The sequence below is a fragment of the Kushneria phosphatilytica genome (assembly GCF_008247605.1).
In the GTDB taxonomy this organism is placed as follows: domain Bacteria; phylum Pseudomonadota; class Gammaproteobacteria; order Pseudomonadales; family Halomonadaceae; genus Kushneria; species Kushneria phosphatilytica.
This window is the reverse complement of record NZ_CP043420.1, coordinates 3410069-3436886: the sequence shown is the minus strand read 5'-3', so window position 1 is coordinate 3436886 and position 26818 is coordinate 3410069. Positions and strand designations below refer to the sequence as shown.

Annotated in this window: 26 protein-coding genes; 14 read left to right on the top strand and 12 right to left on the bottom strand. The window is 61.1% G+C overall.

What is annotated here, in order from left to right; genetic code table 11:
* Window positions 1–24 precede the first annotated feature (24 nt).
* The 4 genes from FY550_RS15975 to FY550_RS15960 all read left to right on the top strand — a co-directional run bounded on the left by FY550_RS15975 (window position 25) and on the right by FY550_RS15960 (window position 5181).
* Window positions 25–1620 (top strand): sugar ABC transporter ATP-binding protein, encoded by a 1596-nt coding sequence (locus tag FY550_RS15975; protein ID WP_084388197.1) that lies wholly within the window; start codon window positions 25–27, stop codon window positions 1618–1620.
* On the top strand, window positions 1617–2576 hold the full coding sequence (locus tag FY550_RS15970; RefSeq protein ID WP_070979932.1) for an ABC transporter permease: 960 nt from the start codon (window positions 1617–1619) through the stop codon (window positions 2574–2576). The genes FY550_RS15975 and FY550_RS15970 overlap by 4 nt, the downstream gene beginning before the upstream one ends.
* A gap of 3 nt (window positions 2577–2579) precedes the next feature.
* Window positions 2580–3551 (top strand): ABC transporter permease, encoded by a 972-nt coding sequence (locus tag FY550_RS15965; RefSeq protein ID WP_070979930.1) that lies wholly within the window; start codon window positions 2580–2582, stop codon window positions 3549–3551.
* Between the two features lie 100 nt (window positions 3552–3651).
* Window positions 3652–5181, top strand: a complete 1530-nt coding sequence (locus FY550_RS15960) for a C69 family dipeptidase (protein ID WP_070979927.1) — start codon at window positions 3652–3654, stop codon at window positions 5179–5181.
* A 50-nt stretch (window positions 5182–5231) separates the two neighbouring features.
* Here FY550_RS15960 and FY550_RS15955 read toward each other — a convergent pair whose 3' ends face one another.
* The 5 genes from FY550_RS15955 to FY550_RS15935 all read right to left on the bottom strand — a co-directional run bounded on the left by FY550_RS15955 (window position 5232) and on the right by FY550_RS15935 (window position 10598).
* Complete coding sequence (locus FY550_RS15955) at window positions 5232–6158, bottom strand: ribokinase (protein ID WP_070979924.1); 927 nt, start codon at window positions 6156–6158, stop codon at window positions 5232–5234.
* 70 nt (window positions 6159–6228) lie between these two features.
* Window positions 6229–6639: a D-ribose pyranase gene (rbsD, locus tag FY550_RS15950; protein WP_070979922.1), complete on the bottom strand. Its 411-nt coding sequence runs from the start codon at window positions 6637–6639 to the stop codon at window positions 6229–6231.
* A 152-nt stretch (window positions 6640–6791) separates the two neighbouring features.
* Window positions 6792–7490: a pirin family protein gene (locus FY550_RS15945; protein ID WP_070979920.1), complete on the bottom strand. Its 699-nt coding sequence runs from the start codon at window positions 7488–7490 to the stop codon at window positions 6792–6794.
* 1123 nt (window positions 7491–8613) lie between these two features.
* A complete protein-coding gene (locus tag FY550_RS15940) occupies window positions 8614–9468 on the bottom strand; it encodes an HAD-IIA family hydrolase (protein WP_233350227.1) in 855 nt (284 codons plus the stop codon).
* A 101-nt stretch (window positions 9469–9569) separates the two neighbouring features.
* The gene (locus FY550_RS15935; RefSeq protein ID WP_070979917.1) at window positions 9570–10598 is read right to left on the bottom strand and encodes an SDR family oxidoreductase; all 1029 of its coding nucleotides are present in this window, start codon (window positions 10596–10598) and stop codon (window positions 9570–9572) included.
* A 480-nt stretch (window positions 10599–11078) separates the two neighbouring features.
* Here FY550_RS15935 and FY550_RS15930 point away from each other — a divergent pair, with 480 nt between their 5' ends.
* Window positions 11079–12911: a glycoside hydrolase family 15 protein gene (locus FY550_RS15930; RefSeq protein ID WP_070979915.1), complete on the top strand. Its 1833-nt coding sequence runs from the start codon at window positions 11079–11081 to the stop codon at window positions 12909–12911.
* Window positions 12912–13048: 137 nt separating this feature from the next.
* On the opposite strand, the gene FY550_RS15925 is transcribed toward FY550_RS15930, so the two are convergent.
* The gene (locus FY550_RS15925; protein ID WP_149054659.1) at window positions 13049–13516 is read right to left on the bottom strand and encodes a hypothetical protein; all 468 of its coding nucleotides are present in this window, start codon (window positions 13514–13516) and stop codon (window positions 13049–13051) included.
* Window positions 13517–14051: 535 nt separating this feature from the next.
* Window positions 14052–14444: an MAPEG family protein gene (locus FY550_RS15920; protein WP_070979908.1), complete on the bottom strand. Its 393-nt coding sequence runs from the start codon at window positions 14442–14444 to the stop codon at window positions 14052–14054.
* Between the two features lie 180 nt (window positions 14445–14624).
* Here FY550_RS15920 and FY550_RS15915 point away from each other — a divergent pair, with 180 nt between their 5' ends.
* Window positions 14625–15020: a GFA family protein gene (locus tag FY550_RS15915; RefSeq protein WP_070979906.1), complete on the top strand. Its 396-nt coding sequence runs from the start codon at window positions 14625–14627 to the stop codon at window positions 15018–15020.
* 5 nt (window positions 15021–15025) lie between these two features.
* On the opposite strand, the gene FY550_RS15910 is transcribed toward FY550_RS15915, so the two are convergent.
* Both FY550_RS15910 and FY550_RS17150 read right to left on the bottom strand, forming a co-directional pair.
* Complete coding sequence (locus FY550_RS15910; protein WP_070979904.1) at window positions 15026–15466, bottom strand: DUF4174 domain-containing protein; 441 nt, start codon at window positions 15464–15466, stop codon at window positions 15026–15028.
* Between the two features lie 66 nt (window positions 15467–15532).
* Window positions 15533–15658 (bottom strand): hypothetical protein, encoded by a 126-nt coding sequence (locus tag FY550_RS17150; protein ID WP_267902457.1) that lies wholly within the window; start codon window positions 15656–15658, stop codon window positions 15533–15535.
* On the opposite strand from FY550_RS17150, the gene FY550_RS15905 reads away from it, so the two are divergent.
* A complete protein-coding gene (locus tag FY550_RS15905) occupies window positions 15651–16241 on the top strand; it encodes a DUF421 domain-containing protein (RefSeq protein ID WP_149054658.1) in 591 nt (196 codons plus the stop codon). The genes FY550_RS17150 and FY550_RS15905 overlap by 8 nt on opposite strands.
* A gap of 21 nt (window positions 16242–16262) precedes the next feature.
* Window positions 16263–17231: a ribonuclease Z gene (locus FY550_RS15900; protein WP_070979900.1), complete on the top strand. Its 969-nt coding sequence runs from the start codon at window positions 16263–16265 to the stop codon at window positions 17229–17231.
* A 15-nt stretch (window positions 17232–17246) separates the two neighbouring features.
* Here the strand turns inward: FY550_RS15900 and FY550_RS15895 are convergent, their stop codons facing one another.
* Window positions 17247–18050 carry a sugar phosphate isomerase/epimerase family protein gene (locus FY550_RS15895; protein ID WP_070979898.1) on the bottom strand — a complete coding sequence of 268 codons (804 nt, stop codon included), beginning with the start codon at window positions 18048–18050 and terminating at the stop codon, window positions 17247–17249.
* Between the two features lie 223 nt (window positions 18051–18273).
* Here FY550_RS15895 and FY550_RS15890 point away from each other — a divergent pair, with 223 nt between their 5' ends.
* Window positions 18274–18882, top strand: a complete 609-nt coding sequence (locus FY550_RS15890; protein ID WP_070979896.1) for a UbiX family flavin prenyltransferase — start codon at window positions 18274–18276, stop codon at window positions 18880–18882.
* A 72-nt stretch (window positions 18883–18954) separates the two neighbouring features.
* On the top strand, window positions 18955–19704 hold the full coding sequence (locus FY550_RS15885) for an SDR family oxidoreductase (protein ID WP_070979893.1): 750 nt from the start codon (window positions 18955–18957) through the stop codon (window positions 19702–19704).
* Window positions 19705–19747: 43 nt separating this feature from the next.
* Here FY550_RS15885 and FY550_RS15880 read toward each other — a convergent pair whose 3' ends face one another.
* A complete protein-coding gene (locus FY550_RS15880; protein WP_084388195.1) occupies window positions 19748–20446 on the bottom strand; it encodes a GntR family transcriptional regulator in 699 nt (232 codons plus the stop codon).
* A gap of 275 nt (window positions 20447–20721) precedes the next feature.
* Here FY550_RS15880 and FY550_RS15875 point away from each other — a divergent pair, with 275 nt between their 5' ends.
* From FY550_RS15875 to FY550_RS15860, 4 genes are read left to right on the top strand one after another with little or no spacing between them, the layout of a single operon-like run.
* Complete coding sequence (locus FY550_RS15875) at window positions 20722–21960, top strand: NRAMP family divalent metal transporter (protein WP_070979889.1); 1239 nt, start codon at window positions 20722–20724, stop codon at window positions 21958–21960.
* A gap of 15 nt (window positions 21961–21975) precedes the next feature.
* Complete coding sequence (locus FY550_RS15870; RefSeq protein WP_070979887.1) at window positions 21976–22746, top strand: LamB/YcsF family protein; 771 nt, start codon at window positions 21976–21978, stop codon at window positions 22744–22746.
* A gap of 22 nt (window positions 22747–22768) precedes the next feature.
* Window positions 22769–24373, top strand: coding sequence for a 5-oxoprolinase subunit B/C family protein (locus FY550_RS15865; RefSeq protein WP_070979884.1), 1605 nt, complete (start codon window positions 22769–22771; stop codon window positions 24371–24373).
* A complete protein-coding gene (locus tag FY550_RS15860) occupies window positions 24370–26142 on the top strand; it encodes an acetyl/propionyl/methylcrotonyl-CoA carboxylase subunit alpha (RefSeq protein ID WP_233350226.1) in 1773 nt (590 codons plus the stop codon). The genes FY550_RS15865 and FY550_RS15860 overlap by 4 nt, the downstream gene beginning before the upstream one ends.
* A gap of 42 nt (window positions 26143–26184) precedes the next feature.
* Here the strand turns inward: FY550_RS15860 and FY550_RS15855 are convergent, their stop codons facing one another.
* Window positions 26185–26628 carry a CBS domain-containing protein gene (locus FY550_RS15855; protein ID WP_149054657.1) on the bottom strand — a complete coding sequence of 148 codons (444 nt, stop codon included), beginning with the start codon at window positions 26626–26628 and terminating at the stop codon, window positions 26185–26187.
* Window positions 26629–26818 lie beyond the last annotated feature (190 nt).

The following is a 26818-nucleotide window of genomic DNA, read 5'->3' as shown; positions in this document are numbered from 1 at the left end:
GACCTCGACAGGAGCGTGTGAAGCATGCAGACCTCGGCATCAACAAGACAGACGCCTTCCGGCACGGCGCCGGATGAGGCCGCACTGTCACTGGAGGCGGTTGGCATCACCAGGCGTTTCGGTGGCACCACGGCGCTCGATGGCGCTGATTTCAGCTGTCGGCGGGGCGAGATTCATGTACTGCTGGGTGCCAATGGTGCCGGCAAGAGTACCCTGGTCAAGATTCTCTGCGGTGTGCAACTGCCGGATGAGGGCGAGCTGCGCGTGGAGGGCCGGACGGTCAGGTTGCATAATCCGCTTGAGGCCGCCAGTGCCGGTATCGCGGCGGTCTTTCAGGAACTCTCGCTGTGTCCGCACCTGAGTGTGGCCGAGAACATCATGCTGGCCCATGAGCCGGTCGGCCGGCTGGGGCAGATTCGCAGCCGGGCGCTCAACGAGCGGGTGCGTGCCCTGTTCGAGCGGCTCGATATCCGCCATATCCCCCCGACCCGTCTGGTGACCCGTCTTCCCCTGGCCGATCGCCAGCTGGTCGAAATCGTCAAGGCACTTTCTCATGATCCACGCATCCTGATTGTCGATGAAGGCACTTCGGCACTGGGTCATGAGGAGGTCCGGCGACTGTTTGCACTACTCAATCGGCTGCGTGACGAGGGCCGCTCGATCCTGTTCATCTCGCATCGCATGGCAGAAGTGCGCGAACTGGCTGACCGTCTGACCGTGTTTCGCAACGGTCGCAACGTGGGCACCGTGGAAGCACGCGAGATGGATGAGGGGCGTCTGATCGAGATGATGCTGGGTGAGCGGATCGAGCAGTCCTTCCCGCCGCGCGCCGAGCTGGCCGCCGATGCGCCCACGGTATTGCAGGTCGAAGGGCTGGGGGCCGGTGAGATACTGCGCGATGTATCCTTTTCAGCTCGTGCCGGCGAGGTGCTGGGTATTGCCGGGCTGGAAGGTCAGGGGCAGGGCGATCTGCTGCTGGCGCTGTTCGGCATGTTGCGTCGGATGACAGGGCAGGTCCGGGTTCATGGCAGAAGTGTGCGGCTGGGGACCCCGTGGCGGGCGACCCGTGCCGGCTTTGCACTGATCCCCGAGGATCGCAAGACCGAGGGGCTGCTACAGCCACTCTCACTGCGCGAGAACATTGTCATGGCGAGTCTGGGCGGACTGACCCGGCTGGGCTGGGTCGAGCGCCGGCGCGAACGCGCCACTGCCGAACGTGGCATGCAGCGCATGGAAATTCGCGCTGCCAGCATGGAGCTGCCGGTGCATGCGCTCAGTGGTGGGAACCAGCAGAAGGTAGTGATCGCCAAATGGCTCGAGGCCGGCGGTGACATCTTTCTCTTCTACGACCCCACTCGGGGTGTGGATGTGGGAACCAAGCGCGCCTTCTACGCCCTGATCGAGGAGCTGGCCGGTGCCGGCAAAACGGTGCTGCTCTATACCACCGAACTTTCCGAGCTGGTGGGGCTCTGCCATCGGGTGCTGGTGATGAACGATCACCGCATCACATGTGAACTGGAAGGTGAGGCGATCAGTGAAAATGCCATTCTGGCGGCCTCGCTGGGCGGACAGGATGCTGAGACGGGTGACGAGTCATCGCGGCAGGAGGAACGCCCATGATTGGCGAGCGCTATCGCAGTTCACTGACAGCCATCGTGGGCCTGATCGTGCTGTTCGGATATTTCGCCTGGCAGCAGCCGCTGATTCTCTCGCCGTTCGGGGTGACCCTGTCGGTCAATCAGGGCACCACCCTGGCCATCGCCACGCTGGCGCAGTTGATCGTGGTGCTGACCGGGGGCGTGGATCTTTCGGTGGGCGCGATCGTCGCGCTGACCAATGCCATTGCCGCGACCTATATGGGCACTCATCCGGCCGGTGCAGTGGGGGTACTGCTGCTCAGTCTGGCAGCGGGAACGCTGGCAGGCTGGCTCAATGGCGTGATCGTTGCCTACGGGCGCATCCAGCCGATCATCGTGACCCTGGCCACGCTTTACATCTACACCGGCGTGGGGCTGATGGTACGCCCACAGCCCGGCGGCGAGGTGCCGGGCTGGTTTGCCAATGCCCTGACCGGCAGCTGGGGCTATCTGCCCTTTGCGCTGCTGTTTCTGCTGGCGGTGATCATACTGGTCTGGCTGCCCCTGAGGCGTTCACGGCTGGGGCGGGCCATCCAGGCCATCGGTGACAATCGCGAAGGAGCCCGGGTCTCGGGCATCAATGTCCAGCGCACGACCATGTGGGCCTATACCGCCGGCGGATTACTGGCCGCCTGTGCCGGGCTCTTTCTGACGGCTCAGACCACCTCGGGGGATGCCACCATCGGCACCACCTACACGCTCAATTCGGTGGCTGCCGTGGTGTTCGGCGGCGCTGTCCTGGGGGGCGGGCGCGGTGTGGCGCTGGGGCCGCTGTTCGGTGCCTATTTCCTGTCGCTGTTGATCAGCGTGCTGTTTGCTACCGGTATTTCACCCTTCTATCAGAACCTGCTGCAGGGCGCGATTCTGGTGGTCGTGCTGAGCGTGGCCAATCTGTGGCGGCTGCGTACCCGCAACTGGCTACATGTATTGAGGAGCTAAGCGATGGCACTGACCGGTACCCGGCAATGGCCGACCGTTCCCGCCTGGCTGCGTCAGGGTGTGGTGATCTCCTATGTACTGTTGATCGTGCTTTTCGTGGTGGCGGCACTGATCAACCCGCACTATGCCTCGTGGGCCAATGTGCGCAATCTGCTGCAGATCGGTGCCTTCATCGGCATCATTGCCATCGGCCAGACCATGGTGATCATCACCGGCCAGATTGATCTGTCGGTCCCATGGAATCTGACCTTTTCGGCGATTCTCATGGCCACGCTGTGCTCCCAGGGTTACAGCACTCCGGTGGCCATGGGGGCGGCACTGCTCAGCGGTACGCTGGTGGGCATGTTCAACTGTATCGGTACGGCGATCTTTCGTATTCATTCGCTGGTCTGGACGTTGGGCATGAATGCCTTTCTGGAGGGGGTGACGCTGGTTTACACCCACGCCCAGCCACCCAAGGTCGAGATTCCGTCGCTGGTGCGCACCCTGGGCTCGGGCACACTGGCCGGCATGCCGGTGCCGCTGCTGTTGTGGATCGTGCTCGGCGGGATTGCGCTGCTGGTGCTGCACCGCTCGCGCTTCGGACGCTATCTCTATGCCACCGGCAATAACGAGGCCGCGCTGTTTCTCTCCGGTGTAGACAGCCGTCGGGTCTATCTCGGTGCTTTCGCTACTTCCGGGTTATGTGCGGCCATCGCCGGTATCCTGCTGACCGGCTACTCCTCGCAAACCTATCTCGGCATGGGCAATGACTATCTGCTGGTGCCGATTGCCGCGGTGATCATCGGCGGCACCAACATCATGGGCGGGGCCGGGGGGTATCTGGGCTCCATTTCCGGTTCGCTGATTGTGGTGCTGCTGCAGTCGGTGCTATCGACGATCCAGATTCAGCAGGCGGGCAAGAACATCGTCTTCGGTGTGATCATCATCCTGTTGCTGCTGTTGTATGGCCGTGAGAAACGGTTGTCGGGGTGAGTTTCTTAATTCCCGGTTATGGATATTTGTTTCAAGGATAAATAACAGTAATTATTTATCTATACTGCAGGGTTCCTGATCAGTAAAAACAAGGGAACTCATGAAACGACAACCGCTCATCGCCGCTCTGGCGACCGCACTGATGACGCTCAGCCCGTCGGGCTGGGCCAGCCATGCCTTTTATGTGGGTAAAAATCTCACCGAAAGCGGCGGGGTGCTGGTCGGTGGTACCGGCGAAGAAGTCTCCAGTCACTGGCTGGAGATCGTGCCTGGTGCTGATCACAAGCCCGATGAAACGCTCAAGGTGGGCGTGACCGAGGCGGCCTGGATACCAGGCCGGCTGATCGAGATTCCTCAGGTCCGCCATACGTATCGCTATCTCTCGATGTCCTATTCGGACTACGAGGGCTTTCCGGCACCGCTGACCAATGGCGGCGTCAACGAACATCAGGTAGCCGTGCGCGATGTCTGGGCGACAGCGCGCAAGGAGCTGATCGACATGACACCCACGCCGCAACGGGGCGTGCAGTACAGCGACCTGGCGCGACTGGTGCTGGAGCGGGCAAAAACGGCTCGGGAAGGGGTCGAGCTGATCGGCGATCTGATCGCGAGATATGGTTATGCCACCTATGGCGGCAACACCCATCTGATCGCTGACCCCAATGAAGCCTGGGTCGTCTGGGAATTTCCCGGGGGGCAAGGATTGTGGGCCGCCGAACGACTGGGACCGGATGATGTGCGTGTCCTCTATCCCGGCTACATTCAGGATTTTCCACAGGATTATCGTAATAACCCTGACTACATGGGATCGAAGAACCTGATCTCGTTTGCCGAACAGCAGGGCTGGTTCGACCCTGACAGTGGGCAGCCCTTCAATGTCTTTCAGGTCTATGGTCGGCAGGATACGAAGGCCCGTACCGGTGGTTACAAGTACATGACCCAGGCTGAGCTGGAAAAGGCCACTCGGGAGATGGCACCAGTCAGCGAGCAGGACATGATCGAGCGGGTCCGTGACTATCGGATTTCCGACGACGAGGCCGGCTACGGTCAGGTCGTGACACTTGAAAAAGGCATTGATCCCGACATGGTGCGCATCTGGGTGGCGCCCACCGGTTCGGTAGCCGCACCCTATATTCCCTGGTGGCTGGGAGTACAGCAGGTGCCGCTCTCCTTTGCCCAGCACCGTTATCTCACCAAGGGGGCAGGTTCGCACTTTCTCAATCCCGACCATGAACTCCAGGAAGCCAGCGATTTCGCCGGGCGTCGCTTCAAGCAGGTGATGTATTACATGTGTGAGAAGCCTGATATTTACCGGCCGATGGTGCAGCGTATGCTGCGCGGTTTCGAGCAGCAGAGCTTCAACGATATCGGCTGGGTAGAGGATTCGGCCCGCACACTGATCAGGCAGGGCAAGCGTGAGCGCGCCGAATCGCTGCTGACTTTCTATTCGACCACCCGGGCCAATGACGCCATGCAGCTCGGGCGTACCATGGTCGATGGGCTGGCAGCGTATACCCGCCTGGTAACCGGCGAGCGCCGGCCGAGTGGCGATCAGATCAACGATCAGGGCGGCGAGACAGTGAACTGTCTGGCAGGTGCCGATCCCGATAAGCCGAAGAACGCTCAGTAATGCCACCAGCGCTTGTCAGAGAGAGCGGCCGCCCTTCGGGGCGGCCGTTTTCATGACGATTCGGCCAACAGGCGTTCGACCTCTTCCTTGAGCGGAATGCTGTCGGCCGCGCCGGAGCGCTGGACGCCAAGTGCGGCCGCGGCGCTGGCGCGGGCCAGACACTCGCTGATGGTACGATTGGCCTGCAGGGCCGCAAGAAAGTAGCCGATGAAGGTGTCGCCGGCGCCGGTGGTATCAACCGCCCTGACTTTCAGGGCCGGCTCGAAAAGGACACTCTCATTGCTGGCTCTGCCCGGCAGGAAGTGGGCGCCGTCGCGACCCAGAGTGAGCACGATATCCGGGCCGGGGTAGCGCTCGGTCAGTGCCTGGATCAGTTGCTCGGTGGGTGCTTTCTCGTCGCATTCGGCCAGCGTGGCCGCTTCTACCCGGTTGAGAAACAACAGGGCCAATCGTTCCAGTGGCAGTTGGCGAATGGCCTCGACCATGGGGGCAGGATTGAAAGCCACATGCAGCCCGGCCTCGAGGGCGTGCTCGATCACGGTGGCGGTGTCGTTGCACTCATTTTGCAACAGCAGCCAGTCACCCGGTGTTGTGGTGGCAAACAGGGTATCCAGCCGTGTGGCGTCGAACCCCTGATTGGCGCCACCGAATAATACGATGGCGTTCTCCCCTTCATCATCGACCTGGATCACGGTATGGCCGCTGGGCCCCTCGATGAGCTCGATCTGTTCGCTGCTGACACCGGCCTCCCGAAGAGGGGCCAGCGCCCAGCGGTCGCTCTCCCCGAGTCTGCCCCAGTGGGTAACATCACCACCGGCGCGCGCCATCGCCAGACTCTGGTTGGCCCCCTTGCCCCCCAGTACCGGGCGATATTCCCGACTGGCGAGGGTCTCGCCGGGGCGCACCAGATGAGGTACGCGATAAACGTGGTCGATGTTGATCGAGCCATAATTGTGCAGGCGAAAGCGGGTGGTCATGAAATTACCTGAAGGCTGTCGGGTGGCGGTCAATGTCGGGGATATACAAGTGGATGTGACCGGCAATGTTTCAAAAGGGCACGCCGCAGTGCAACAGGATATTGGCATAGGGCGTACATTCGCCGGTGCGTACCACGCCGCGTACCTTCTGCAAGCGAGCCTTGAAGTGCTCGTGGGAGAGATATGCAGGGGCAATGGCTGCCGGCATGAGCTGGTTGAGACGATGATGAATCTGCTTCTCCAACGCCGCATTATGCGTAGTGATCTCCTCGGCGAGAGTGGCACCTTCAATGCAGAGTTCGGCGAGCACGGCGTCGAGGACACCACGGAAATCGGGAAAGCCGGGTGTGATGGCCAGATCGATTCGGGGCACATGGAGCGGGATGGGCAGCCCGGCATCGGCGATGACCAGAGTATCGGTATGGCCGAGTTCGGCGATCAGGGCGTTCAGCGGGGCATTGAGCAGGCCGGCGTTCTTCACTGGTGTCGTTCCGCAAAAAATGAACGGCCAGCATGGCGGTAAAAAGCGTCAGGTGCGATTGCGCTTTGGTTCAGTAGCGTTGGTTTGCCCCGTCTGTGCCGGGAAAAGCGGCGATCACGGAATGATCGCCGCTGATGGATCGGACCATGCACTCAGGGCAGATCGAACACCAGTACTTCGGCGTCCTCACCGGCCATCAGTCGAATATTCGGCTCGTCACTGAGCATCAGGGCGTCGCCACCCGCGAGCGGCTGCCCATTGACGCTGACCTGTCCGCGAATCACGTGGACATAGCCTTGCCGGCCGGTAGCGAGTTTGTGCGTTACCGTTTCGTCGCCATCAAGCAGGGTGGCGTAGACCACGGCATCCTGTTGCAGGATCAGCGAGCCCTCACGACCATCAAAAGAAACGATCGGGCAAAGGCGGCCACGTTTGTCCGCCGGAGAAAAATCGGCCTCGCTGTAGCGTGGTGTCAGGCCGCGCTCACGTGGAAACAGCCAGATCTGCAGAAAGTGTACCGGTTCGCTTTCAGAGTGATTGTACTCACTGTGCTGAACGCCGGTGCCAGTAGTCATCAGCTGTACGCGTCCCGGGCCGATCGCCGAGCCATTGCCCAGGGTATCGCGGTGGGCGAGTTCGCCTGAGAGGACATAGGAGAAGATTTCCATGTCGCGATGACCGTGCAGGCCGAACCCGCCTCCCGGCGCGACGCGATCCTCGTTGATGACACGCAACACACTGAATTGCATGTGTTCGGGGTCATGGTAATTGGCGAATGAAAACGAGTGGTAGCTCTCGAGCCAGCCATGATCGGCATGACCACGTTCTTCAGCGGGACGCAGGGTTATCATGAAGGTGCTCCTGTCTATAGCCGGCCATTAATGCCGGAATCATGAGGCTTATCATTCCAACCGATTCGAACGAATGCCAGCGCAAAAAAAGGCTGTTGATATTCGATTTTTGCGAATAGTGTTGCGGTGTCGTACGTGGTCAGACAGGCCAGATAAAAGGATATTCGCATGAAGTGACCGAGCCACCATTCCGGTCAGGCAGGTATTGTGCCCGTGCCGCAACAGGGTGGTGAAAAAATAGAATAATTTGTCATGAAGTTATAATAAAAAGGAAATTCTACAGTCAGCTTTTAAATCAGAAGCCATTATTGGCATTGCTGAGGGAGATGCAGTTATTTGCCGTTGTTCAATCATCGATTTTATCATGGTAGGCAATAGCAGATGGCGGGCTGAGTAGATAGGTCAAAACGCTGCTGCTGGCCTGATGATCCCGCCTGGTACCGGCTGGCCAGGGGCTGGCGGATGGCTTAACGAGTGTGTGTGCAGGTTGGATGCGGCATCATCAGGTAATATTGGTTACTGTTATTAACAGTATTAAACATTGATGCCGGTTTTGTATGAGATTGTTGGCCTTGGCGGAAAGGTTTGATTTAAAAATGATGTTCGCAATGAAAAAACTTCACTCTCACTAATAACATTCATTAATTATTGAACGAGGCATACTGTCGTATCATTGGTATTCATGGCAGGGATCGCCATGAGGCAGCAGGGAGAGCTGTTCTTCGACAGGAATTGTCGGCAAGGCACGGGAAGTGCCGCATGATGCCTGGCAGGAAGCCGAGGCTATGGCGCACAGGGAAGTGTGTCGGACAGGAAGTCCATGCATCGGGAGTGATGCAAAACCCTTGCAGCGGCCAACGCTTCAGACAGGCAGGTCCGGGGGCGTTCGGCCGCTGCTTCTTTTTCCTGCCGCCCGTTGATGGAGCGCCAGGTGCAGGGTTTCACTATCCTAGCTGAATCATGCCTATCCGTGAACTTTGGTGACTCGGGAGTGTCATCACAACGTCAGATTTTTCAAATTGACTTCAGTGCAGACCGCGCTGTGGCATACCACCTATTATCCCAAAGCATCCGAGCCGACGCGGATGTCGGGCCCGTTAATCCCGGACCCGACCATCATGGACTACTTCTCGTTTTTGCCGGACTTCGACTCACCTGAAGCAGCCTTTCGGCTCTGACCGTCATTTTTGCCTTTACTGCTACCGGAGTCATCGAGCAGATCGGCCACTGAATCCAGAATTTCCTTGGGCCGGAAGGGGTAGCGCTCGACCTCGGCGCGATCGGCAATGCCGGACAGTACCAGCACGGTATGCAGCCCCGCTTCGATGCCGGCCACCACATCCGTATCCATGCGATCACCGATCATGCCGGTACGCTCGGAATGTGCGCCCAGCCGGTTCATGGCGGAGCGGAACATCATCGGATTGGGTTTGCCGATGACATAGGGCTCGCGCCGGGTCGCGCTGGTGATCAGCGCTGCCACGGCACCCGTCGCCGGTAGCGGACCATCGGCGCTGGGGCTGGTGACATCGGGATTGGTGGCGATGAAGCGAGCACCGTCATTGATCAGTCGGATCGCCCGGGTAATCGCCTCGAAGGAGTAGGTGCGGGTTTCGCCCAGCACGACAAAATCCGGTGCCACATCGGTCATCACGAAGCCGGCCTCGTGCATGGCAGTGGTGATACCGGCCTCGCCGATGACAAAAGCCGAGCCATTGGGTGACTGATCACGCAGAAAGGTGGCGGTAGCCAGTGCCGAGGTCCAGATGCGGTCCTCGGGGACTTCGATACCGCTGCGACCCAGCCGGGCGCTGAGATCGCGCGGGGTATAGATGGAATTGTTGGTCAGTACCAGAAAGGGCTTGCCCTGAGTGCGCCACTGTTCGATCAGTTCCGCAGCTCCGGGCAACGCCTTGTTTTCGTGCACCAGCACGCCGTCCATGTCGGTCAGCCAGCAATCAACGTCTCGTTCTCTCACTGCGCTCGCTCCTGTCGGAAGTGATCTTCAGCATAACCGTGCATGCAGCATACTGTCTTCCGGCATTGGGCGAATCGGTGACCGACCGACGAGCTATCGGTTCAGCGTCGCGACACACGGCGGCGGCGTGCGCGACCGGTGCTGCCGAGTACCGCGCCCAGTACCACTGCCGCACCGGCCACCAGACCGATTTCACGCCGATGGGTCGCCGCCCACAGCTGGGCGCTGCTGGCGTGTGATTCGCGGTTGAAGCGACCATGTGCACCCTTGTCACCGGGTACCGGTTGCCAAAGGTTGTCGGCGCGATCCGGATCTTCCCGAGTCGCCGTCTGCTGACCACTAACGGCATTGCGAGCGAGATAGCGATCCATCAGACCGGGCATCAGCTTGTTGCCCCAGATGGTCAGCACCGAGGGAATGCCCACGTAGAGCTGACGGCGGCGATGATGCGCTGCCCAGTAGATGGCCCTGGCGCCGACTTCAGGCTGATAAACCGGTGCCACCGGACGGGCACGATGAGAGAGATGACTGCGGCACCAGTCAAACTGAGGCGTATTGAGCCCCGGCATCTCGACGATGGTGACGTGCACCCGGCTCCCCTCATTGAGCAGCTCGCAGCGCAATCCTTCCGTATAGCCCTTGATGGCGTGCTTGGCGCCGCAGTAGGCAGTCTGCAGGGGGACAGGGCGGTAGGCGAGCGCCGAACCGACCTGAACGATGGTGCCGTGATCGCGAGGGCGCATTCGTTTGAGCGCGGCCATGGTGCCGTTGACATTGCCCAGATAGGTGACTTCGGTGACGCGCTTGAACTCCTCGGCAGTCATTGCATGCAGCGGCGAGAAGACAGTGGTCATGGCGTCATTGACCCAGATATCGAGGGGGCCGAGCTCGCTCTCGATGCGATCGGCTGCCGCTTCGATCTGCGCGGCATCGGCGACATCGGCGGCCACGGTGACGACGCGGGCGCCCAGGGCTTCGGCTTCGCTTTTCACCGCCGCCAGGCGCGTTTCATCGCGTGAAATCAACCCGAGATGGGCGCCGCGGCGGGCAAATTCTCGCGCGGTGGCGCGACCCAGACCGGCACCGGCGCCGGTAATGACGACAACTTCCTGTCGCTTGCTGACGGACATGGGGACTCCTTTCCTCATGGGTAAGACTACAGGCATGCCGCTCGCCCGTAGCGTCGGGGAACGCCGGAGCGCATAGAGCGGCGCGTACACTCCTGACCAGGTGATCCAGACAGTGGGTGAAACTTAAACCCCATTTAAGCTGAGGGTTCCGCGTGAGTTGAAATGAAAAAAATTCAGCCGCAAGGCGCCACCCACTGGTTGAGAAAAATGGGCCGACTGACCACTTTTAAAGGCTGATGTATCGGCATGTAATTTTTCGTCCGTGAAATGACAGATGGTTTTCTCATGGGCGGGCCGATTCGGGAGAGCGGGGTGGCAGGGATACCAGCAGTAGATTCGGTATTCGTTTCGGTTTCAGAAGCGAAGCGAGCCGCAGCGCCGAGGCATGCAGGTATTTCATGGTGAAGATTTGCAGTGGCTCGGTATGAACAGGATGCAACTCAATGCATCGATCGCTTCACTATTGAAGGAGTATTCGGCATGGCGGCCACTGACAAGCGCATCGAGGATTACGGCTTTATCGGCAATATGCGTACCAGTGCGCTCATCGATCGTGATGCCTCGATCGAATGGCTGTGTATGCCTCGTTTCGACTCCGATGCCTGCTGTGCCTCACTACTGGGCACCCGGGATAACGGTTACTGGCAGATTGTGCCGACCGGCGAGGTGACCGCTCGCTCGCGTCGCTATCGAGGTGAGACGCTGGTGCTGGAAACGGAGTTTGAAACCGCCGATGGGCGCGTGGCGGTCATCGATTTCATGCCGGTGTGTCAGGACGGGGAAACCACCATCGATCTGATGCGGGTCGTCGAGGGCCGCAGCGGCAGTGTGGAGATGCTGTGCGATACCCTGTTTCGTTTCGATTATGGCGATGTCACGCCGCTGGTCCATCATGGCGAGCAGGGTATGTCGGCCATCTCCGGCCCGAATGCCCTGCGCCTGTGGGCGCCCTTTGCGTTGAAAGATGGTGATGGCCACTCCCGGGCCACCTTTACGGTCAGCGAAGGTGAGCGAGTCCCCTTTGTGCTGACCTGGTATGAATCCCACAAGGATGAGCCGGAAGTCGGCGATGCATTTCAGGCGATGGATGAGGTCGAGCAGTGGTGGCGTGACTGGGCCAGCCGGTGTGATGTAGATGATGAATTCCGTGAACCGGTGGTGCGCTCGCTGATCACCCTGAAGGCGCTGACCGATGCCCAGACCGGTGGCATGGTGGGCGCGGCCAGTTGCTCACTGCCGGAGCGCATCCACGGCGAGGCCAACTGGGATTATCGCTATACCTGGCTGCGTGATGCCACTTTCACGCTCTATGCCCTGCTGGCTTCCGGCTACAAGGAAGAGGCTTACGCCTGGCGGCAGTGGCTGCTGCGGGTGGCCGCCGGCGAGCCCGGCAAGCTGCAGCCGATTTATGGTATCGCCGGTGAGCGACGGTTGCCCGAGCAAAAGCTGTCCTGGCTTTCGGGCTTCAATGGCTGCACTCCGGTGCGTATCGGTAACGGGGCCTATCGTCAGGTACAGCTTGATATTCATGGTGAGGTCATGGATGGGCTGCATGTCGGGCGTATTCACGACCTCGATCCTGATGAGGACCTCTGGCAGGTGCAGTGCCAGCTGGTGGAGTATCTCGAAGATCATTGGCAGGATACCGGCGCGAGCCTGTGGGAGCTGCGCGGACCAGAGCGGCATTACACCCATTCCAGGGTGATGGCCTGGGTGGCATTCGATCGTGCCATCAAGGGGGTCGAGGATTATGGGCTGGAAGGTGACGTGGCGCGCTGGAAGGCGCTACGCCAGCAGATTCATGACGATATCTGCGAACATGGTTTCAACCGGGAGCGCAATACCTTCGTGCAGTACTACGGCGGGGAGGCCCTTGATGCTTCGCTGCTGCTGATCCCGCTGGTCGGTTTTCTGCCCGCTGATGATCCGCGCATGGTCGGCACCATCGAAGCCATCCAGCAGGATCTGATGAAGGATGGCTTTGTCTATCGCTTTGTCACGGATAAGAAAGAGGAAGATCTGACCAGAGGGGAGGGCGCTTTTCTGGTCTGTGGTTTCTGGCTGGTCGATAACCTGCTGCTGCTGGGTCGGCGCGATGAAGCGCGTGAACTGTTCGACCGGCTGAGCGGGGTGCGCAACGATCTCGGTCTGCTCTCCGAGGAGTACCATCCCGATGCACAGTGTCTGCTGGGCAACTTCCCGCAGGCCTTCTCCCACGTGGGATTGATCAACAGTGCCCACAACCTGGCTCGTGATCGTTCTGATGATGGCGAGTCCCGCGAGCGACCGGCGCGCTCAAGGCCTTCGAGCTGACATGCCTCACCAGGCGTTGCCTCCGCCGCTGGCAGACCGAAGTTCTTTTTCAATAGGCAAACTTTTGGGCCCGTTCGGCAATACCGAACGGGCCCGAGAGAACGCTGACCCGATCATGATCGGGTGATCACATCGCTTCAGGCATGTGTGCCATGCAGAACGTCCTGCTGGTACAGATCCTGATAGGCCACGGTGTGATCACTGACCTTGAGCGGCTCGCTGATATTGCGATAGGTCCTGGCCATGGCAGCGCTTTCTCCGTGGCCGCTGAACTTGATAGCCCGCTCAGAGGTACTTTGATAATGCCCTTCCATGTCGGCCACCGATTCCCGACCGAGATTCAGCGGCTGGGTGTTCTGGCGATAGGTTTCGGTCATGGCAGCGCTTTGCCCCTGACCGACCTGAGCCGTGACACTGGTCTCGGCAAGCGGGCCGCTCAGTGTGTTGTCGCTGAGGCTGACAGCCTGGCTCTGCTGTTCGAAATGAGCGGCCATGGCAGCACTTTCACCCTGTCCGGCGTCAATCGGATTGGCCAGTGCGGCAGTGGGCAGGGCGGCGGCAATAATGAGGGCGGCCAGCGTATGGGGACGAGTAATGCGAGACATGAAGATATCCTTCCCTTGATAGTTGAAAGCTCTTGTCGAGCTGATGGTGATAGTCTGATCCTCGTAAGCGCTCGAGACGAATCGAACACATCAAAGGTGGATATCATCTGGATTGATAGATCAGGCGGAAGGAGAGTAAAAAATAACCGCCTCTATCGAGGCGGTTGATAATAGAGCTGCGATCAGCTCGCGCTGAATTCAGCCCCTACCCTGTCGGATGCAGTGTCTTTTCTGCCAGTCGGGCTTGCGGCTATCGGTACAGAACTCACGGTTATGCGCGACGCTGGCTTTTGCGGTAATGCCGGAGAGTGAGACGAGTGGCTGATTGGGCTGTGGGGCAGCCCATGCAGTTGGAGCAGGAAGTGGGACCATCAGTAATGCAACCACCAGCAGATGCTTCATGGCGGAACCCTCTCAGGGCAGTATCTGACGGATGCTGCAACACTGATCAGTATAGCGGGTTCCAGGTGGCCCTGATGGACTGAAACCCGCCCTGAATGGCGCCCCTGAAGGAGGGGCATGCTGCCCTGGGCTGTTAGAACAGCACGGCCAGTAGCACCAGTATCAATCCCAGTAGCGACACGGCCCACACCAATGAGCGCACCCATGGAATGCCCATGGCATAGAGGGGGACATAGGCTACCCGGGCCAGCAGATAGAGCCACGCGCCCCAGGCGGTGAGCGCCCCCTCCTGGCCACCCACATGGGCAATCAGAACGGCGCCGACGAACAGCGGCAGGGTTTCGAACAGATTCTTTTGCGCCCGGGTCAGTCGGGCAGTGATGCGCCCCATGGGTGGGCCGGGTTCATCGCGAGGCCCGGTGTTATATTCAATACCGGTTTCCTGGTTGCGCAGCATCGCGGGTAGCAGGATCTGAACGATGGCAAGAACCAGGGTCCAGCCCAGCAGGTAGAGTTCAAGGCTCATCAGGCACGCTCCGTGGGTGGTTTCGGTGTCTTTCAACCTGGCAGCCCGAATTGAAACTAACCACTGATACACCTCTTGTCATGGCCCTGCCGAGAGACAGTCGTCAGGCATTGCGCTGGCAGAGAGCCCTGTGGATTGACGATACTGAAACCTGAAATGCCAGGGAAGGAGATGCCAATCATGAGTCAGTCTGGAGTCGAAGGCAGCGGTGGCTGCCTGTGTGGCGCAGTACGCTATACGCTACAGCATTCGGGCGAAGTGAGCGTATGCCACTGTCGGATGTGCCAGCGGCTGGCGGGCGGACCGATGTTCGCCGTGGCGTGTGTCGAGGGGCCCCGTTTCGAGGATGAGAGCGCGGTCGGGCGTTATCGCTCCTCCGAACAGGCCGAGCGTGGTTTCTGCCGTCACTGCGGTAGTCAGCTGTTCTTTCATAATCTGAAAGCGGACACCTATGCGGTAACGGCTGGCATGCTTGATGATCCCGAAGGGCTGGTGATGACCGAGCAGATCTGGATGTCCGCCAAACCGGGGTTCTATGAGCTGGCCAACGAGACTCGCAGGATGGACGAGGAGTAGCTGGCCTAATTCCCGGCCTGGCGCATCGGCATCCGGTCGATGGTATCGAAGATCGTCATCGGGTCGACAAAGCCGGTTTGCTGGACTTTCTTGCCGCCATCCTTGCCAACCAGCACCGTGGTCAGGGGACCGTGCGGGTCAAGCTTGAGTGCGTTCAGCAGCGCCGTTGTCTCAGCCTCGGTCATGGGCTTGCCGCCACGCTCGCCTTCACCATTCTCGATGGTGTAGAGCAGCATGTCGCGGTCCTCGAACGCCTCCCGCCGGGTGGCGATGATGCCGCGCATGCGCTGATAGTCGGGGTTGTCCACGGAAGGCGTTACGATAATCAGGGGCCGAAAGGTCCACTTGTCACCGATCAGTGGATTGGCCGGATCAGCGGCCGCAGCACTGCCGGCGGCCCCCATTCCTGCCGCCATCATCATTACGCACAACAGCCAGTGTTTCATGTGAAACAGCCTCGCAGAGACATCATGCTGCCACTCTAGCAGAGTCTTCGTGGCAAGTACGCTGTCTCACTTCAGCGTGCGCTCGGGCAGGCGTGCGATGTTGATGACCGCGGGGCTTGCCGTTCGAGCACCCCCGGGCAGTGCAATGATCCGGGAGTTCATTTTCAGAAAGGGAGCATGACGCATGGGCATGGAATGGTTTCTGGACCCACCCGGTCCGCTACTGGCTGTGCTGGCCAGTACCGTGGGCATGTATATCACGGCGCTGCTGCTGGCCCGATGGGCAGGAGTACGCAGCTTTGCTGAAATGTCGGCGTTCGACATCGCCATCACCATTGCCATCGGCTCGGTCATCGCAACGACCATCGCCGCCGCTGATCCTTCACTATTACAGGGTATGACGGCCCTGTTCGGCCTGTATGCACTACAGCTGCTGGTGTCGCGACTGCGGCAGCGCTCCCGGCGACTGCAGGCCGCGGTGGATAATGCCCCCATTCTGGTGATGGGACAGGGCGGACAGCTGCTGTGGAAAAACATGGCGGTGGCGCGGGTGACGGAAGATGATCTGCGCCAGCAGTTGCGTCAGGCCAATGTGCTGGATACGAGCCGTGTTCAGGCAGTCATTATCGAGGGCACCGGCAACGTACATGTGTTGCAGGGTCATGGACGGGAGCTCTCCCCGCAAGACTGGGTAGTCGGTAATGTGCGCGACTACTCCGGGGTGCTGCGTCATCCGGATCATCCCGAGCCTTCCTTACCCTCCCGCCACTCCTGAAACTCGTTCGGAGCCTTGCTCATGCGGTTGCGTTTTACAGGCTCTTGCGCCGGCGTGCCGAGCCGGCAGCGTAATGTCAGCGGTCTGACACTGCAGCCTGAGCACAGTCGGCGCTGGTATCTGATCGATTGCGGCGAGGGCACTCAGCACCAACTGATGCGCATGTCACTGAGCCTGGCGCGTCTGGAGGCCGTGCTGATCACCCACGTTCATGGCGATCACTGCTATGGCCTGCCGGGGCTGCTGGCCAGTGCTTCGATGGCTGGTCGGCGTACGCCACTGACACTGATCGGCCCGCAGGCCGTGTGGACGTTTCTGACGGCGGTGCGTGAGACTACCGGATTGCATCTCGATTTCCCGCTGCATTTCATTGACGCCGCGACCCTGACCGAATCGCTGGTGCTAACGGAATTTACTATCACCGCTGCGGCACTCTCCCATGGTATCGAGTGCCATGGCTATGCGTTCGAGGAACGGGGCATCGAGGCCTCGCTCGATACAGCTCGGCTGGAAGCTGATGGGGTACCCCGCGGCCCCTTGTGGGGTCGATTGCAGAAGGGCGAGACGGTATATGACGCACAGGGTCGTCAGCTGAAGGGTGAGCATTACCAACTGATGGCGCGACGGCCACGCCGGCTGGTGGTCTCCGGAGACAACAATGTGCCGGCGCGGCTGACCGGTCTCTGTCAGGGCGCTGATCTGCTGGTGCACGAGGCAACCTATACCGAAGAGGTCATCGAGCGCCTGGGCACCGACAATGGCCATTGCAGTGCTGCGCGTATTGCCGCCTTTGCCGAGGCCGAAGGTGTGCCCAACCTGCTGCTAACCCACTTCAGCCCCCGCTATGGCCGGGATCGCCGGGCGCAGAACTCGATGGCAGAGCTCGAGCGTGAAGCGCGCGACCGTTATACGGGGTGCCTGGCGCTGGCTGAAGATCTCCAGCCCTATGTCCTGTCGCGCGAAGGCGAACTCATCATCGCTGCAGCATGATCACGCATCTGCACGTCAGCGCTCCTGGAGACGGGGAACAAGGGTCTCCAGCGAGCGGTAGCCCTCGAGGGCGACGTCCTCGGCCGGACGGGGGGCATCATTGAAGATCTCCAGCGACCAGGCGCCCTTGTAGCCGGTTTGCTCCAGTGCCGAGAGAAAGGCCCTGTTCAGCAGCTCTCCTTCGCCCGGGAAACAGCGTCCATGTCGGCTCCAGTCGAGCAGCGTGCGTCCTGCGCGGGGGTGAGCATCGGCCAGCTGGACCAGGGTGATCCGATCGGCAGGCAGGGTCGCCAGCAGCTCAAGCGGTTCCTGTCGGGCCAGAATGTGAAAGCTGTCGATGACGATACCCAGTGCGGGATGAGCGATGGCCTCGATCAATGGCCAGACCTGATGATAAGCCGGCAGATGGCCCCAGCTCAGCGCTTCCAGTCCGACCCGGGCATCCGCGGCGTGCACCCGTTCGGTAATGACGGCAAGCTGGTCGCGATTACGCGTGAAGTCGGTCAGCGCATCCTTCCGTGTACTGGTGCACATCAGCAGTCGATCAGTACCCAGCTCGGCCATCAGCTCAAGCTGGCCGTCGAGACGGGCCATGGCAAATGCATCAAAATCCGGTGCTCCCAGCACATCCGGCCACGGCTGTAGCGCCACGATGGCCAGGCCCAGCCGAGTTGCCAGTTCAGCAATGGTCTGCGGTGACTCCTCGGCTTCGCGCACATCCGGTTCGAACAGTTCGACGCCATCAAAACCGGCCGCGGCAATGGCCTCGAGCTTGTCGACCAGGCGGCCGCTCAGCGACACGGTGGCAATGGCTTTCATCAGCGCTTCTCCATGGTTTGATGTCTGTGACCATAGCGGGCTCAAGCGGTGAGCGACAGAATGGACTGGGCCCTCCCGAGTCACCTGCCAGGGGTGTATCCTGCAGGATCACTTTCGATCGGACGGTCCCGACGCCCATGAGAGATGCATTCAGACAGTGCAGGCGCCTATCCCACGATCCTTGCCTGTTGCCACTTCGGTTGGTCGGGGAGGGAGCGTGCCCATGAGTCGTCGTCGGTTGATTGTTGCCATCACCGGGGCCAGTGGCTTCGTCTATGGCGCCAGAGCGCTGGAGATGCTGCGGCCACTGGAGGTAGAAACTCATCTGATCCTGTCGAAATCCGCCGATCTGACCCGGCGCTACGAGACCGGGATCAGCCGTGAGGCGCTGTTTGAGCTGGCCGATGAGGTGCATCCGGTGGGCGATATAGGCGCCTCGCTCTCCTCAGGCTCGTTTCGTACCCTGGGGATGCTGGTGGCGCCCTGTTCGGTGAAGACCATGTCCGAGATCGCCAGCGGCGCCACGACCAATCTGATCTCCCGGGCGGCTGACGTGGTGCTCAAGGAGCGTCGCCGGCTGGTGCTGATGTTGCGTGAAACGCCACTGCATCTGGGGCATCTGCGCACCATGACCGCCCTGACTGAAATGGGAGCGATCATGTTTCCACCGGTCCCTGCCTTTTACGCCCGGCCCGACTCGCTGGAGACGATGATTGATCACAGCGTGGCGCGGGCGCTGGATCTGTTTGATATCGACATCAAGGGTATGCCGCGCTGGGGAGAAAACCTGCACCCGCCGGGGAAAGTTCAACAGCCGCGCAACGACGACTGAAAGACCTGCTGCCTGCTTCCGGGTATTTGCTATCCTGGACGTTATGGTGAAATGGCAGGCTATGGAGCAGGTATGGATCTTTCAGGCAACACGGTACTGGTGACGGGGGGTGGCAGTGGCATTGGGCTGGCCATCGCCGAGCGTTTTCTGGACGCTGGCAGTGAAGTCATCATTTGTGGGCGGCGCGAAGACCGGCTGCGTGAAGCACAGCAGCAGCATCCGGCATTGCATGTGCGTGTGGGTGATGTCGAGCATCAGCAGGGGCGTGAGGCACTGATCGAGCAGATCACCCGGGAGTTTCCGAACTTCAACGTGCTGGTCAACAATGCCGGGCTGCAGCGTCGCCACCGTTTTGCCGAGGATGACGCGCCCTGGTCGGAGCGTCAGCAGGAGATCGCCATCAATTTCGAAGCGCCAGTGCATCTGGCATCGCTGGTACTGGACCATTTTCGGGCCCAGCCACGCGCTGCTGTTATCAATGTCTCGTCGGGGCTGGCCTTTGTGCCGGGTCTGTTCGCGCCGGTCTATTCGGCGACCAAGGCCGCTCTGCACTCCTTCTCCCTCTCCCTGCGCGGTGAGCTGGCCCACACGCCCATCGAGGTCATTGAGATTGCGCCCCCGGCGGTCAATACGGACCTGGGTGGCGTGGGGGTACACGTCCATGGTGAACCGGTCGATGCGTTTGCCGACTCGGTGATGCAGCGGATCGCCGCGGGTGAGGTGGAAGTCGGCTACGGGGGGGCGGAAGAGCGCCGCCGCGCCTCCCGAGCAGAGCTCGACGCCTGGTTCGAGCGCATGAACGGTCCGCTGATGCAGCGCTGATTCCGCGGCAGTCGGCTTCCCGGGGCCGGCGCCTTTGCTTTTCTCAGTCCATTCCGGGCGTTGACGCGATGTTGGCGCCCGCTTCATAGCGCGTATAGGCCGCCAGCACGATACGTTCCGACTGTACCAGGTAGTGCTCGAGCAGTTGCGAGGCTTCCTGGGCCTGTTCGGCCTCAAGCGCTTCGAGCACACGCTGGTTCATCGCCACATAGGGCCCATGCAGCATTTCCGGATCAGCAATCAGGCCAAAGGCGAGGCGTAACTCTGCCGCCAGCCGGCGAAAGAAGACATTGAGTCTTTCGCTGTCCGCCAGCGATACAATGGCGGCATGGAAGGTCATGTTGGCGGTGCCGACAGCGTTCCAGTCCTGCGCCTCGCGATGGGTCAGGCCGCTTTCGACAGCAGTCCGCATGGCTCGGACGCCCGGGTGCCCGGGCCAGGCTTCTGCCAGGGCGCGGCACTCGATGAAGCGTCGCAGCCGGTAGATATCCACGATGGAGGCCATGCTGGGCGTGGTGACGAATACGCCCCGATTGGGATGGTGGGTCACCAGCCCCTCATGGGCCAGACTGCGAAACGCTTCTCGCAGGGTGTTGCGCGAAACACCCAGCTGCTCGCTCAGCCCGGCCTCCGATAGCCGCTGTCCTGGTACCAGCTCCCCTTCTACCAGCATGCGCCGCACGCGGCTTGTCACGGTTTCCCCCAGGGTTCTGCCGGATTCTCCAGCGCTCGGCTTTGTCATTTCGGTGCGGCTTCCCTTCGCGTGTCATGAACTTCGATCCGGATGTTCCCCGATTTCTGCGACCGGCAGCAAGGGTGAGTGGTGCACTCCCGTGGGTCGCACAGGGTAGGCCATGCGCCATTATTGAACACAAGTCGAATGCACATTCAGTCAGTCAGCAATTATTGTTGAACAATCAAGCTGTAATGAGGCGGCATTAACAGCGGCTTTGTTCATTCTGGCATGCAAATTGCCTTGATGAAGCACTATCCACCCGATTTCGGAGTCCAGCCGATATGGCGACCAGCACCGAAGAAAACTTTGCAAAGTCGAGGCAGGCCTCATTGATCGGCGCCGTTTTCATGATGGCGACCTCGGCGGTCGGACCGGGGTTCATTACCCAGACGGCGACCTTTACCTCGTTGATGGGGGCGGCCTTTGCCTTCGGTATCCTAGCCTCGATCGTGATCGACTTCGTGGTGCAGTTGAATATATGGCGGATTGTGACCGTCACCGGCATGCGTGCACCCGAAGTAGCCAATGCGGCGCTACCCGGCAGCGGCTACCTGCTGGCGGTACTGGTGATCTTCGGTGGGCTGGTCTTCAATGTAGGCAACATTGCCGGTGCCGGACTGGGGGTCAACGCTCTGGTGGGGCTCGACCCACAGTGGGGTGGCTTGCTCAGCGGGCTGATAGCCATTGGTATCTTCCTGTCGCGCCGCGCCGGGGTCGCCATTGATCGCATCGTGATGGTGCTGGGTCTTTTGATGCTGGTCCTGACGGTATTTGTCGCCTTCGCCTCCCATCCGCCGGTAGGCGAGGCGCTGCGTCAGACCGTCATGCCCGATCACATCAGCTTTGCCACCATTACCACCATCGTGGGTGGCACGGTGGGTGGCTACATCACCTATGCCGGGGCGCACCGTATTCTGGATCGGGGTGCGGGTGGCGTGGAGCATGTCGACACCGTCTCGAAGGCCGCGCTGAGAGGCATTCTGGTGACCGGCGTGATGCGCTATGTGCTGTTTCTCGCGATTCTCGGCGTCGTCGCCAGCGGGGTGGTGATCGACACCTCCAGCCAGAGTGCCAATCCGGCAGCGCAGGCCTTCCAGGTTGCGGCAGGCGAGTTCGGTCTGCGCGCCTTCGGTCTGATTCTGTGGGCTGCCGGCATCACCAGCATCATTGGTGCGGCCTATACTTCCATGACGTTTCTGAGCGCCTTCCGCCCCGGTATCGAGGAGACCGTGCGCAATCGTGCCACGGTGGTGTTCATCGCGGTGTCGCTGATCGTGTTCTTGCTGCTCGGGACGCCGCCTGCCGCACTGCTGGTGTTCGCCGGTGGCTTCAATGGACTGATCCTGCCACTGGGGCTGACGCTCTTTCTCTGGGTGGCCTGGCGGCGCCAGGATCTGATGGCGGGCTATCGCTATCCGCGCTGGCTGCTGGTGGCGGGCGCCATCGTCAGCCTCATGACCTGGTACATGGGCTTTGAGTCCATTGGCCCCATTTTCGCCTTTCTGACGCCGAGTGCCTGACAGGAGAGTTCATACATGGCACATATCGATCTCAACAGCGATCTCGGAGAGAGCCTGGGCCAATGGCGCATGGGGGATGACGACACCATGCTGAGCATTGTCACCAGTGCCAATGTGGCCTGCGGTTTTCATGCCGGCGATCCCGCCGGCATCCTGCGTACGCTGAAGGCCGCCGCCGACAATGGCGTGGCGATCGGGGCTCACGTGGCGTATCCCGATCTGGTGGGCTTTGGCCGTCGCGCCATGGATATTGCCAGTGAGGATCTGCGCGCCGATGTGATCTATCAGATCGGTGCGCTTCAGGGACTGGCGCGAGCCGCCGGCACCCGGGTGAGCTACGTCAAGCCTCATGGCGCCCTCTACAACACCATCGCTCGCGATGAGCGTCAGGCACGTGCCGTGATCGAGGCGATGCTCGCCGTGGATCCTTCACTGGTATTGATGACGCTGGCAGGCACGCCGTTGACCGGCTGGGCCAGAGAGGCGGGGTTGAATACGGCCGCCGAGGCTTTTGCCGATCGCGCCTATGAAAGCGATGGCAGCCTGGTCTCCCGTCGCGAGCCCGATGCCATGCTGCATGATGCCGAGGTGGTCGCCGAGCGGATGCTGCGTCTGGTCCGCGAGGGTGTGGTTGAAAGTCGCGAAGGTATCGACATCACCGTGGCGGCGGATTCGATCTGTGTGCACGGGGACAGCCCTGATGCCGTGGCCCTGGCGCAGGCAGTCCGCAGCCGATTGGTCGCGGCAGGGATCGAACTGCGTGCCTTTGTGGACGGTATTGCATGAGCCTCGACTTTCAGGAGCTCTCATGAACATTTTACCCGTTAGCCTGAGTGCGCTGCTGGTCGAGCTGGACGACCTGTCGCAAACGCTGGGCCTGTTCGAACATCTAAAGGCCCATCCGATCGAGGGTGTCACCACCATCATTCCGGCGGCGCGCACTTTGCTTATGCATTTCGATCCGGGGCGGATCAGCGCTCGAACGCTGGCTGCAGCGCTGCGCCGGTGTCCGCTGACCGGTAGTCAGCGGGCGTCCGGTGAGCTGGTGGAAATTCCTGTCTGTTACGACGGTGAAGATCTCGATGAGGTCGCGCGGCTGCTGGAACTCACCACCGATGAGGTGATCCGCCGTCATTGTGAAGCCGAGTATCAGGTTGCCTTCTGTGGTTTTGCTCCGGGCTTTGCCTACCTCACCGGCGGTGCCGGCTTCGATGTGCCGCGTCGAAGCACGCCTCGCACGCGTATTCCGGCCGGCGCGGTAGGCCTGGCCGGGCCCTTCAGCGGTATTTATCCCACCGACAGCCCCGGTGGCTGGCAACTGATCGGCGTCACACCGCTGGACATGTGGGATATCAATCGCGAGCCGGCTGCCCTGTTGCAGCCCGGCATGCGAGTACGGTTCAGCCCGACCAGTGAGCGTCCGAAGCGCCAGGCCAGGCCCGTGACTGCGCCACAGGGCTCGGCGAGGGACGAGCCGCCGATGCTCGAGGTCGTCAACGCCGGGCTACAGAGCCTGTACCAGGACCTCGGGCGCAGCGGACAGACCCATCAGGGCGTTTCGGCTTCCGGCGCCATGGATCGGGATGCCTTTCGCGCGGCCAACCGATTGGTCGGTAACCCCTCGAATGCGACGGCCATCGAAATCGCCCAGGGCGGCGTGACAATCAGATGTCACCGCCCGGCACTGATCGGGATCACGGGCGCCGAACTTTCCGTGACGATTCGCCCGGAAGCGGGCCCGGCTTACGCCGTCAGCACCTGGTGGCCGATCGAGCTGGCGCCGGGCGATACCCTGACCCTGGGCGCACCGACGGCCGGGGCGCGCAGTTATCTGGCGCTCCGCGGTGGATTCGACGTAACACCGATACTGGGCAGCTCGGCCACCGATACGCTGGCCCGGCTGGGTCCGGCACCGCTGGCGAAGGGCGATACGCTGCACACGGCCCACCTGCCGGTGAGCGCGGTATCGCTTGATGAGACACCGGCCTGCAAGCTCCCGCAGCCGAAAGATACCGTGACGCTGGATATCGTCCCCGGCCCGCGCAGCGACTGGTTTAATGCTGCTGCCCGCGAACGTCTCTGCCAGCAGGTATGGCAGGTCACGCCACAATCCGATCGGGTCGGCCTGCGACTCTCGGGCGAGGAAACGCTCGAGCGCGCCCGGCAGGGCGAGCTGCCCAGCGAGGGTACGGTCACCGGCGCCCTGCAGGTGCCCGCCAATGGCCAGCCGGTACTGTTTCTTGCCGATCACCCATTGACCGGTGGTTATCCGGTTATCGCCTGTGTGGCCGACTATCACCTCGATCTGGCCGGCCAGATCCCCGTAGGCGCCGGTATCCGTTTCAATCCGATCCCCGAGCCTGTGCCATCCGCTGATAACGCCCTTTCGGAGTCAAGCGAGGTTTCTCCATGAACAGCTCCCTCCCTCACCGGCCCCTGAAGAAGGTGCTGATCGCCAACCGCGGTGAAATTGCGGTGCGTGTGATCCATGCCTGTCGCGATTACGGGATCGACTCGGTGGCTGTCTATGCCGACGGCGACCTGGAGGCCATGCATGTCCGATTGGCCGATGAAGCCCTTGCGCTCGATGGCGAGCGCGCTGCAGAAACCTATCTCTCGATCGACAAGCTGTTGGATGCAGCGCGTCGCTCGGGCGCAGACGCCATTCATCCCGGCTACGGGTTTCTCTCCGAGCGCGCCGATTTCGCCCGCGCCGTACAGGCCGCGGGGCTGGTCTGGATTGGGCCTGAGCCGCACACCATCGATACCCTGGGAGACAAGGTGGAGGCACGCCGGCTGGCGCTGGCGGTAGGCGCGCCACTGGTTCACGGCACCGAGAATCCCGTGGAAAGTGCCGAAGAGGTCGTGGCCTTCGCCGAACAGCATGGCTTGCCGATCGCCATCAAGGCGGCTTTTGGCGGGGGCGGCCGCGGTCTCAAGGTGGCCTGGCGCATGGATGAGGTGACCGAACTTTATCATTCAGCAGTGCGCGAAGCCGAAGCGGCCTTTGGCAGAGGCGAGTGTTTCGTCGAGCAGTTTCTTGATCGTCCGCGACATATCGAGGCGCAGGTGCTGGGGGATCGGCATGGCAATGTGGTGGTGGTCGGCACCCGTGACTGCTCACTGCAGCGGCGCAACCAGAAGCTCGTCGAGGAGGCACCGGCCCCCTTTCTGAGCGATGAGCAGCGCAGCCGTATTCATCAGGCCGCCCGGGATATCTGCGCCCGGGCCGACTATGTCGGCGCGGGTACGGTGGAGTTTCTGCTGGGACGTGACGACACGCTCTCGTTTCTCGAGGTCAATACGCGACTCCAGGTGGAGCATCCGGTGACCGAAGAGACGACCGGCGTTGACCTGGTGATCGAGCAGCTGCGCATCGCCGAAGGCCTGCCGTTATCGTTGTCCGAAACACCGACACCACGCGGGCATGGCTTCGAGTTCCGGATCAATGCCGAGGATGCCGCCAAGGGATTTCTGCCCACGCCGGGGCGTATCGAGCGCTTTGGTGCTCCTGCCGGGCCGGGAGTTCGGCTGGATACCGGCATCGAGAGCGGTGATGCCGTCTCGGGCCACTTCGACTCACTGATGGCCAAGCTGATCGTTACCGGCGCCAACCGGGAGCAGGCGATCGCTCGGGCCAGGCGTGCGTTGGCGGAATTTCATATCGAGGGCGTGGCGTCGGTGCTGCCGTTTCATCGAGCGGTCATGACGCATGGAGATTTCACGGGGCAGACGCATGATCCCGACGCTCCCGGATTTGGCGTTCATACCCGCTGGATCGAAACCGAATTCGACACACCGCTGGAGTGGGGCGAGCGGCAGCGAGTGGCTGATGATCCCGCCATGCTGCGTACCGTGATCGATATCGATGGTCGGCGCCATCATATCGGGCTGCCAGCGACCCTGCTGCAGGGGCTTGGACGCGAGGCCCCTGACGCAACCGCCGAGGCGCAGCCTGAAGTCGAGGCAGGCAGTGTCACGGCACCCATCAGTGGCAACCTCTATGCCTGGCAGGTCGAGGATGGCAGTCGTGTCGCGGCCGGCGATGTCATTGCCATCATGGAGGCGATGAAGATGGAAACCCAGGTGATGGCGGAGTGCACGGGCACCCTGAGTATTGTGGCAGGGGAGGGCAGTACCCTGAGTGCCGGTGAAGTGATGGCGCGAATCAATGTCGATTGAACGAGCGGTCGCCTCTCAGGCGACCGCTGCCATACCGTGCGGTCAGACTCGATCCGTGTCGAGCAGTTGCACGGCCAGCCTGACGAAGTCGACGGAAGACACGATACCGATCAGATGGCCTTCATTGTCGAGTACCGGCATGGCGCCCTGACGGGAAGTGAGCAGTTGCGCTCCCGCTTCGGCCAATGGCACCTCGGCCTGGAGCGTGGTGACATCACGGATGATAACGTCCTCGAGCGGTACCTGGTCGAGATGATGGTTCAGGCGCCTTGTGCCGTAGCCATCGGCAATCCGCAACGACTCCCGCAGCACGACCTTCTGGTTGAGTAGCCCCACCAGCTGACCCTGATCGTTGAGCACCGGTAGATGACGTATCCGGTGCTCGCGCATCAATTCGTTGCCGTCATGAAGCGACTGCTCTGCACGCAGGGTCACCACGTCGCGAATCATGATATCCGCTACCGTGGCGGGTTGGGTCGTGCTCATGGGATGGCTCCTCTGAAAAGGCGATCTGCCGATTGGCACGGTCATGGCTCGATGCCGGGATCGATCGTGCCAATGTGGACGGGTCAGACGAATGAGCCTTCAGCGAGCGATACCAATCGAACACGCGCTGCGCTCTTCATGGAGTCGCTATCGGCACCCGGGGCCTTTGACTTGAAGAGGCAGGTATCAG

Coding starts and splice junctions, on each gene's coding strand:
- FY550_RS15865 (WP_070979884.1), top strand. CDS start 22,769: ATGAACATTTTACCCGTTAGCCTGAGTGCGCTGCTGGTCGAGCTGGAC.
- FY550_RS15855 (WP_149054657.1), bottom strand. CDS start 26,628: ATGAGCACGACCCAACCCGCCACGGTAGCGGATATCATGATTCGCGAC.
- FY550_RS15955 (WP_070979924.1), bottom strand. CDS start 6,158: ATGACCACCCGCTTTCGCCTGCACAATTATGGCTCGATCAACATCGAC.
- FY550_RS15910 (WP_070979904.1), bottom strand. CDS start 15,466: ATGAAACACTGGCTGTTGTGCGTAATGATGATGGCGGCAGGAATGGGG.
- FY550_RS15915 (WP_070979906.1), top strand. CDS start 14,625: ATGAGTCAGTCTGGAGTCGAAGGCAGCGGTGGCTGCCTGTGTGGCGCA.
- FY550_RS15900 (WP_070979900.1), top strand. CDS start 16,263: ATGCGGTTGCGTTTTACAGGCTCTTGCGCCGGCGTGCCGAGCCGGCAG.
- FY550_RS15885 (WP_070979893.1), top strand. CDS start 18,955: ATGGATCTTTCAGGCAACACGGTACTGGTGACGGGGGGTGGCAGTGGC.
- FY550_RS15895 (WP_070979898.1), bottom strand. CDS start 18,050: ATGAAAGCCATTGCCACCGTGTCGCTGAGCGGCCGCCTGGTCGACAAG.
- FY550_RS15975 (WP_084388197.1), top strand. CDS start 25: ATGCAGACCTCGGCATCAACAAGACAGACGCCTTCCGGCACGGCGCCG.
- FY550_RS15890 (WP_070979896.1), top strand. CDS start 18,274: ATGAGTCGTCGTCGGTTGATTGTTGCCATCACCGGGGCCAGTGGCTTC.
- FY550_RS15920 (WP_070979908.1), bottom strand. CDS start 14,444: ATGAGCCTTGAACTCTACCTGCTGGGCTGGACCCTGGTTCTTGCCATC.
- FY550_RS15965 (WP_070979930.1), top strand. CDS start 2,580: ATGGCACTGACCGGTACCCGGCAATGGCCGACCGTTCCCGCCTGGCTG.
- FY550_RS15960 (WP_070979927.1), top strand. CDS start 3,652: ATGAAACGACAACCGCTCATCGCCGCTCTGGCGACCGCACTGATGACG.
- FY550_RS15875 (WP_070979889.1), top strand. CDS start 20,722: ATGGCGACCAGCACCGAAGAAAACTTTGCAAAGTCGAGGCAGGCCTCA.
- FY550_RS15925 (WP_149054659.1), bottom strand. CDS start 13,516: ATGTCTCGCATTACTCGTCCCCATACGCTGGCCGCCCTCATTATTGCC.
- FY550_RS15935 (WP_070979917.1), bottom strand. CDS start 10,598: ATGTCCGTCAGCAAGCGACAGGAAGTTGTCGTCATTACCGGCGCCGGT.
- FY550_RS17150 (WP_267902457.1), bottom strand. CDS start 15,658: ATGCCCATGCGTCATGCTCCCTTTCTGAAAATGAACTCCCGGATCATT.
- FY550_RS15905 (WP_149054658.1), top strand. CDS start 15,651: ATGGGCATGGAATGGTTTCTGGACCCACCCGGTCCGCTACTGGCTGTG.
- FY550_RS15930 (WP_070979915.1), top strand. CDS start 11,079: ATGGCGGCCACTGACAAGCGCATCGAGGATTACGGCTTTATCGGCAAT.
- FY550_RS15970 (WP_070979932.1), top strand. CDS start 1,617: ATGATTGGCGAGCGCTATCGCAGTTCACTGACAGCCATCGTGGGCCTG.
- FY550_RS15860 (WP_233350226.1), top strand. CDS start 24,370: ATGAACAGCTCCCTCCCTCACCGGCCCCTGAAGAAGGTGCTGATCGCC.
- FY550_RS15870 (WP_070979887.1), top strand. CDS start 21,976: ATGGCACATATCGATCTCAACAGCGATCTCGGAGAGAGCCTGGGCCAA.
- FY550_RS15880 (WP_084388195.1), bottom strand. CDS start 20,446: ATGACAAAGCCGAGCGCTGGAGAATCCGGCAGAACCCTGGGGGAAACC.
- FY550_RS15945 (WP_070979920.1), bottom strand. CDS start 7,490: ATGATAACCCTGCGTCCCGCTGAAGAACGTGGTCATGCCGATCATGGC.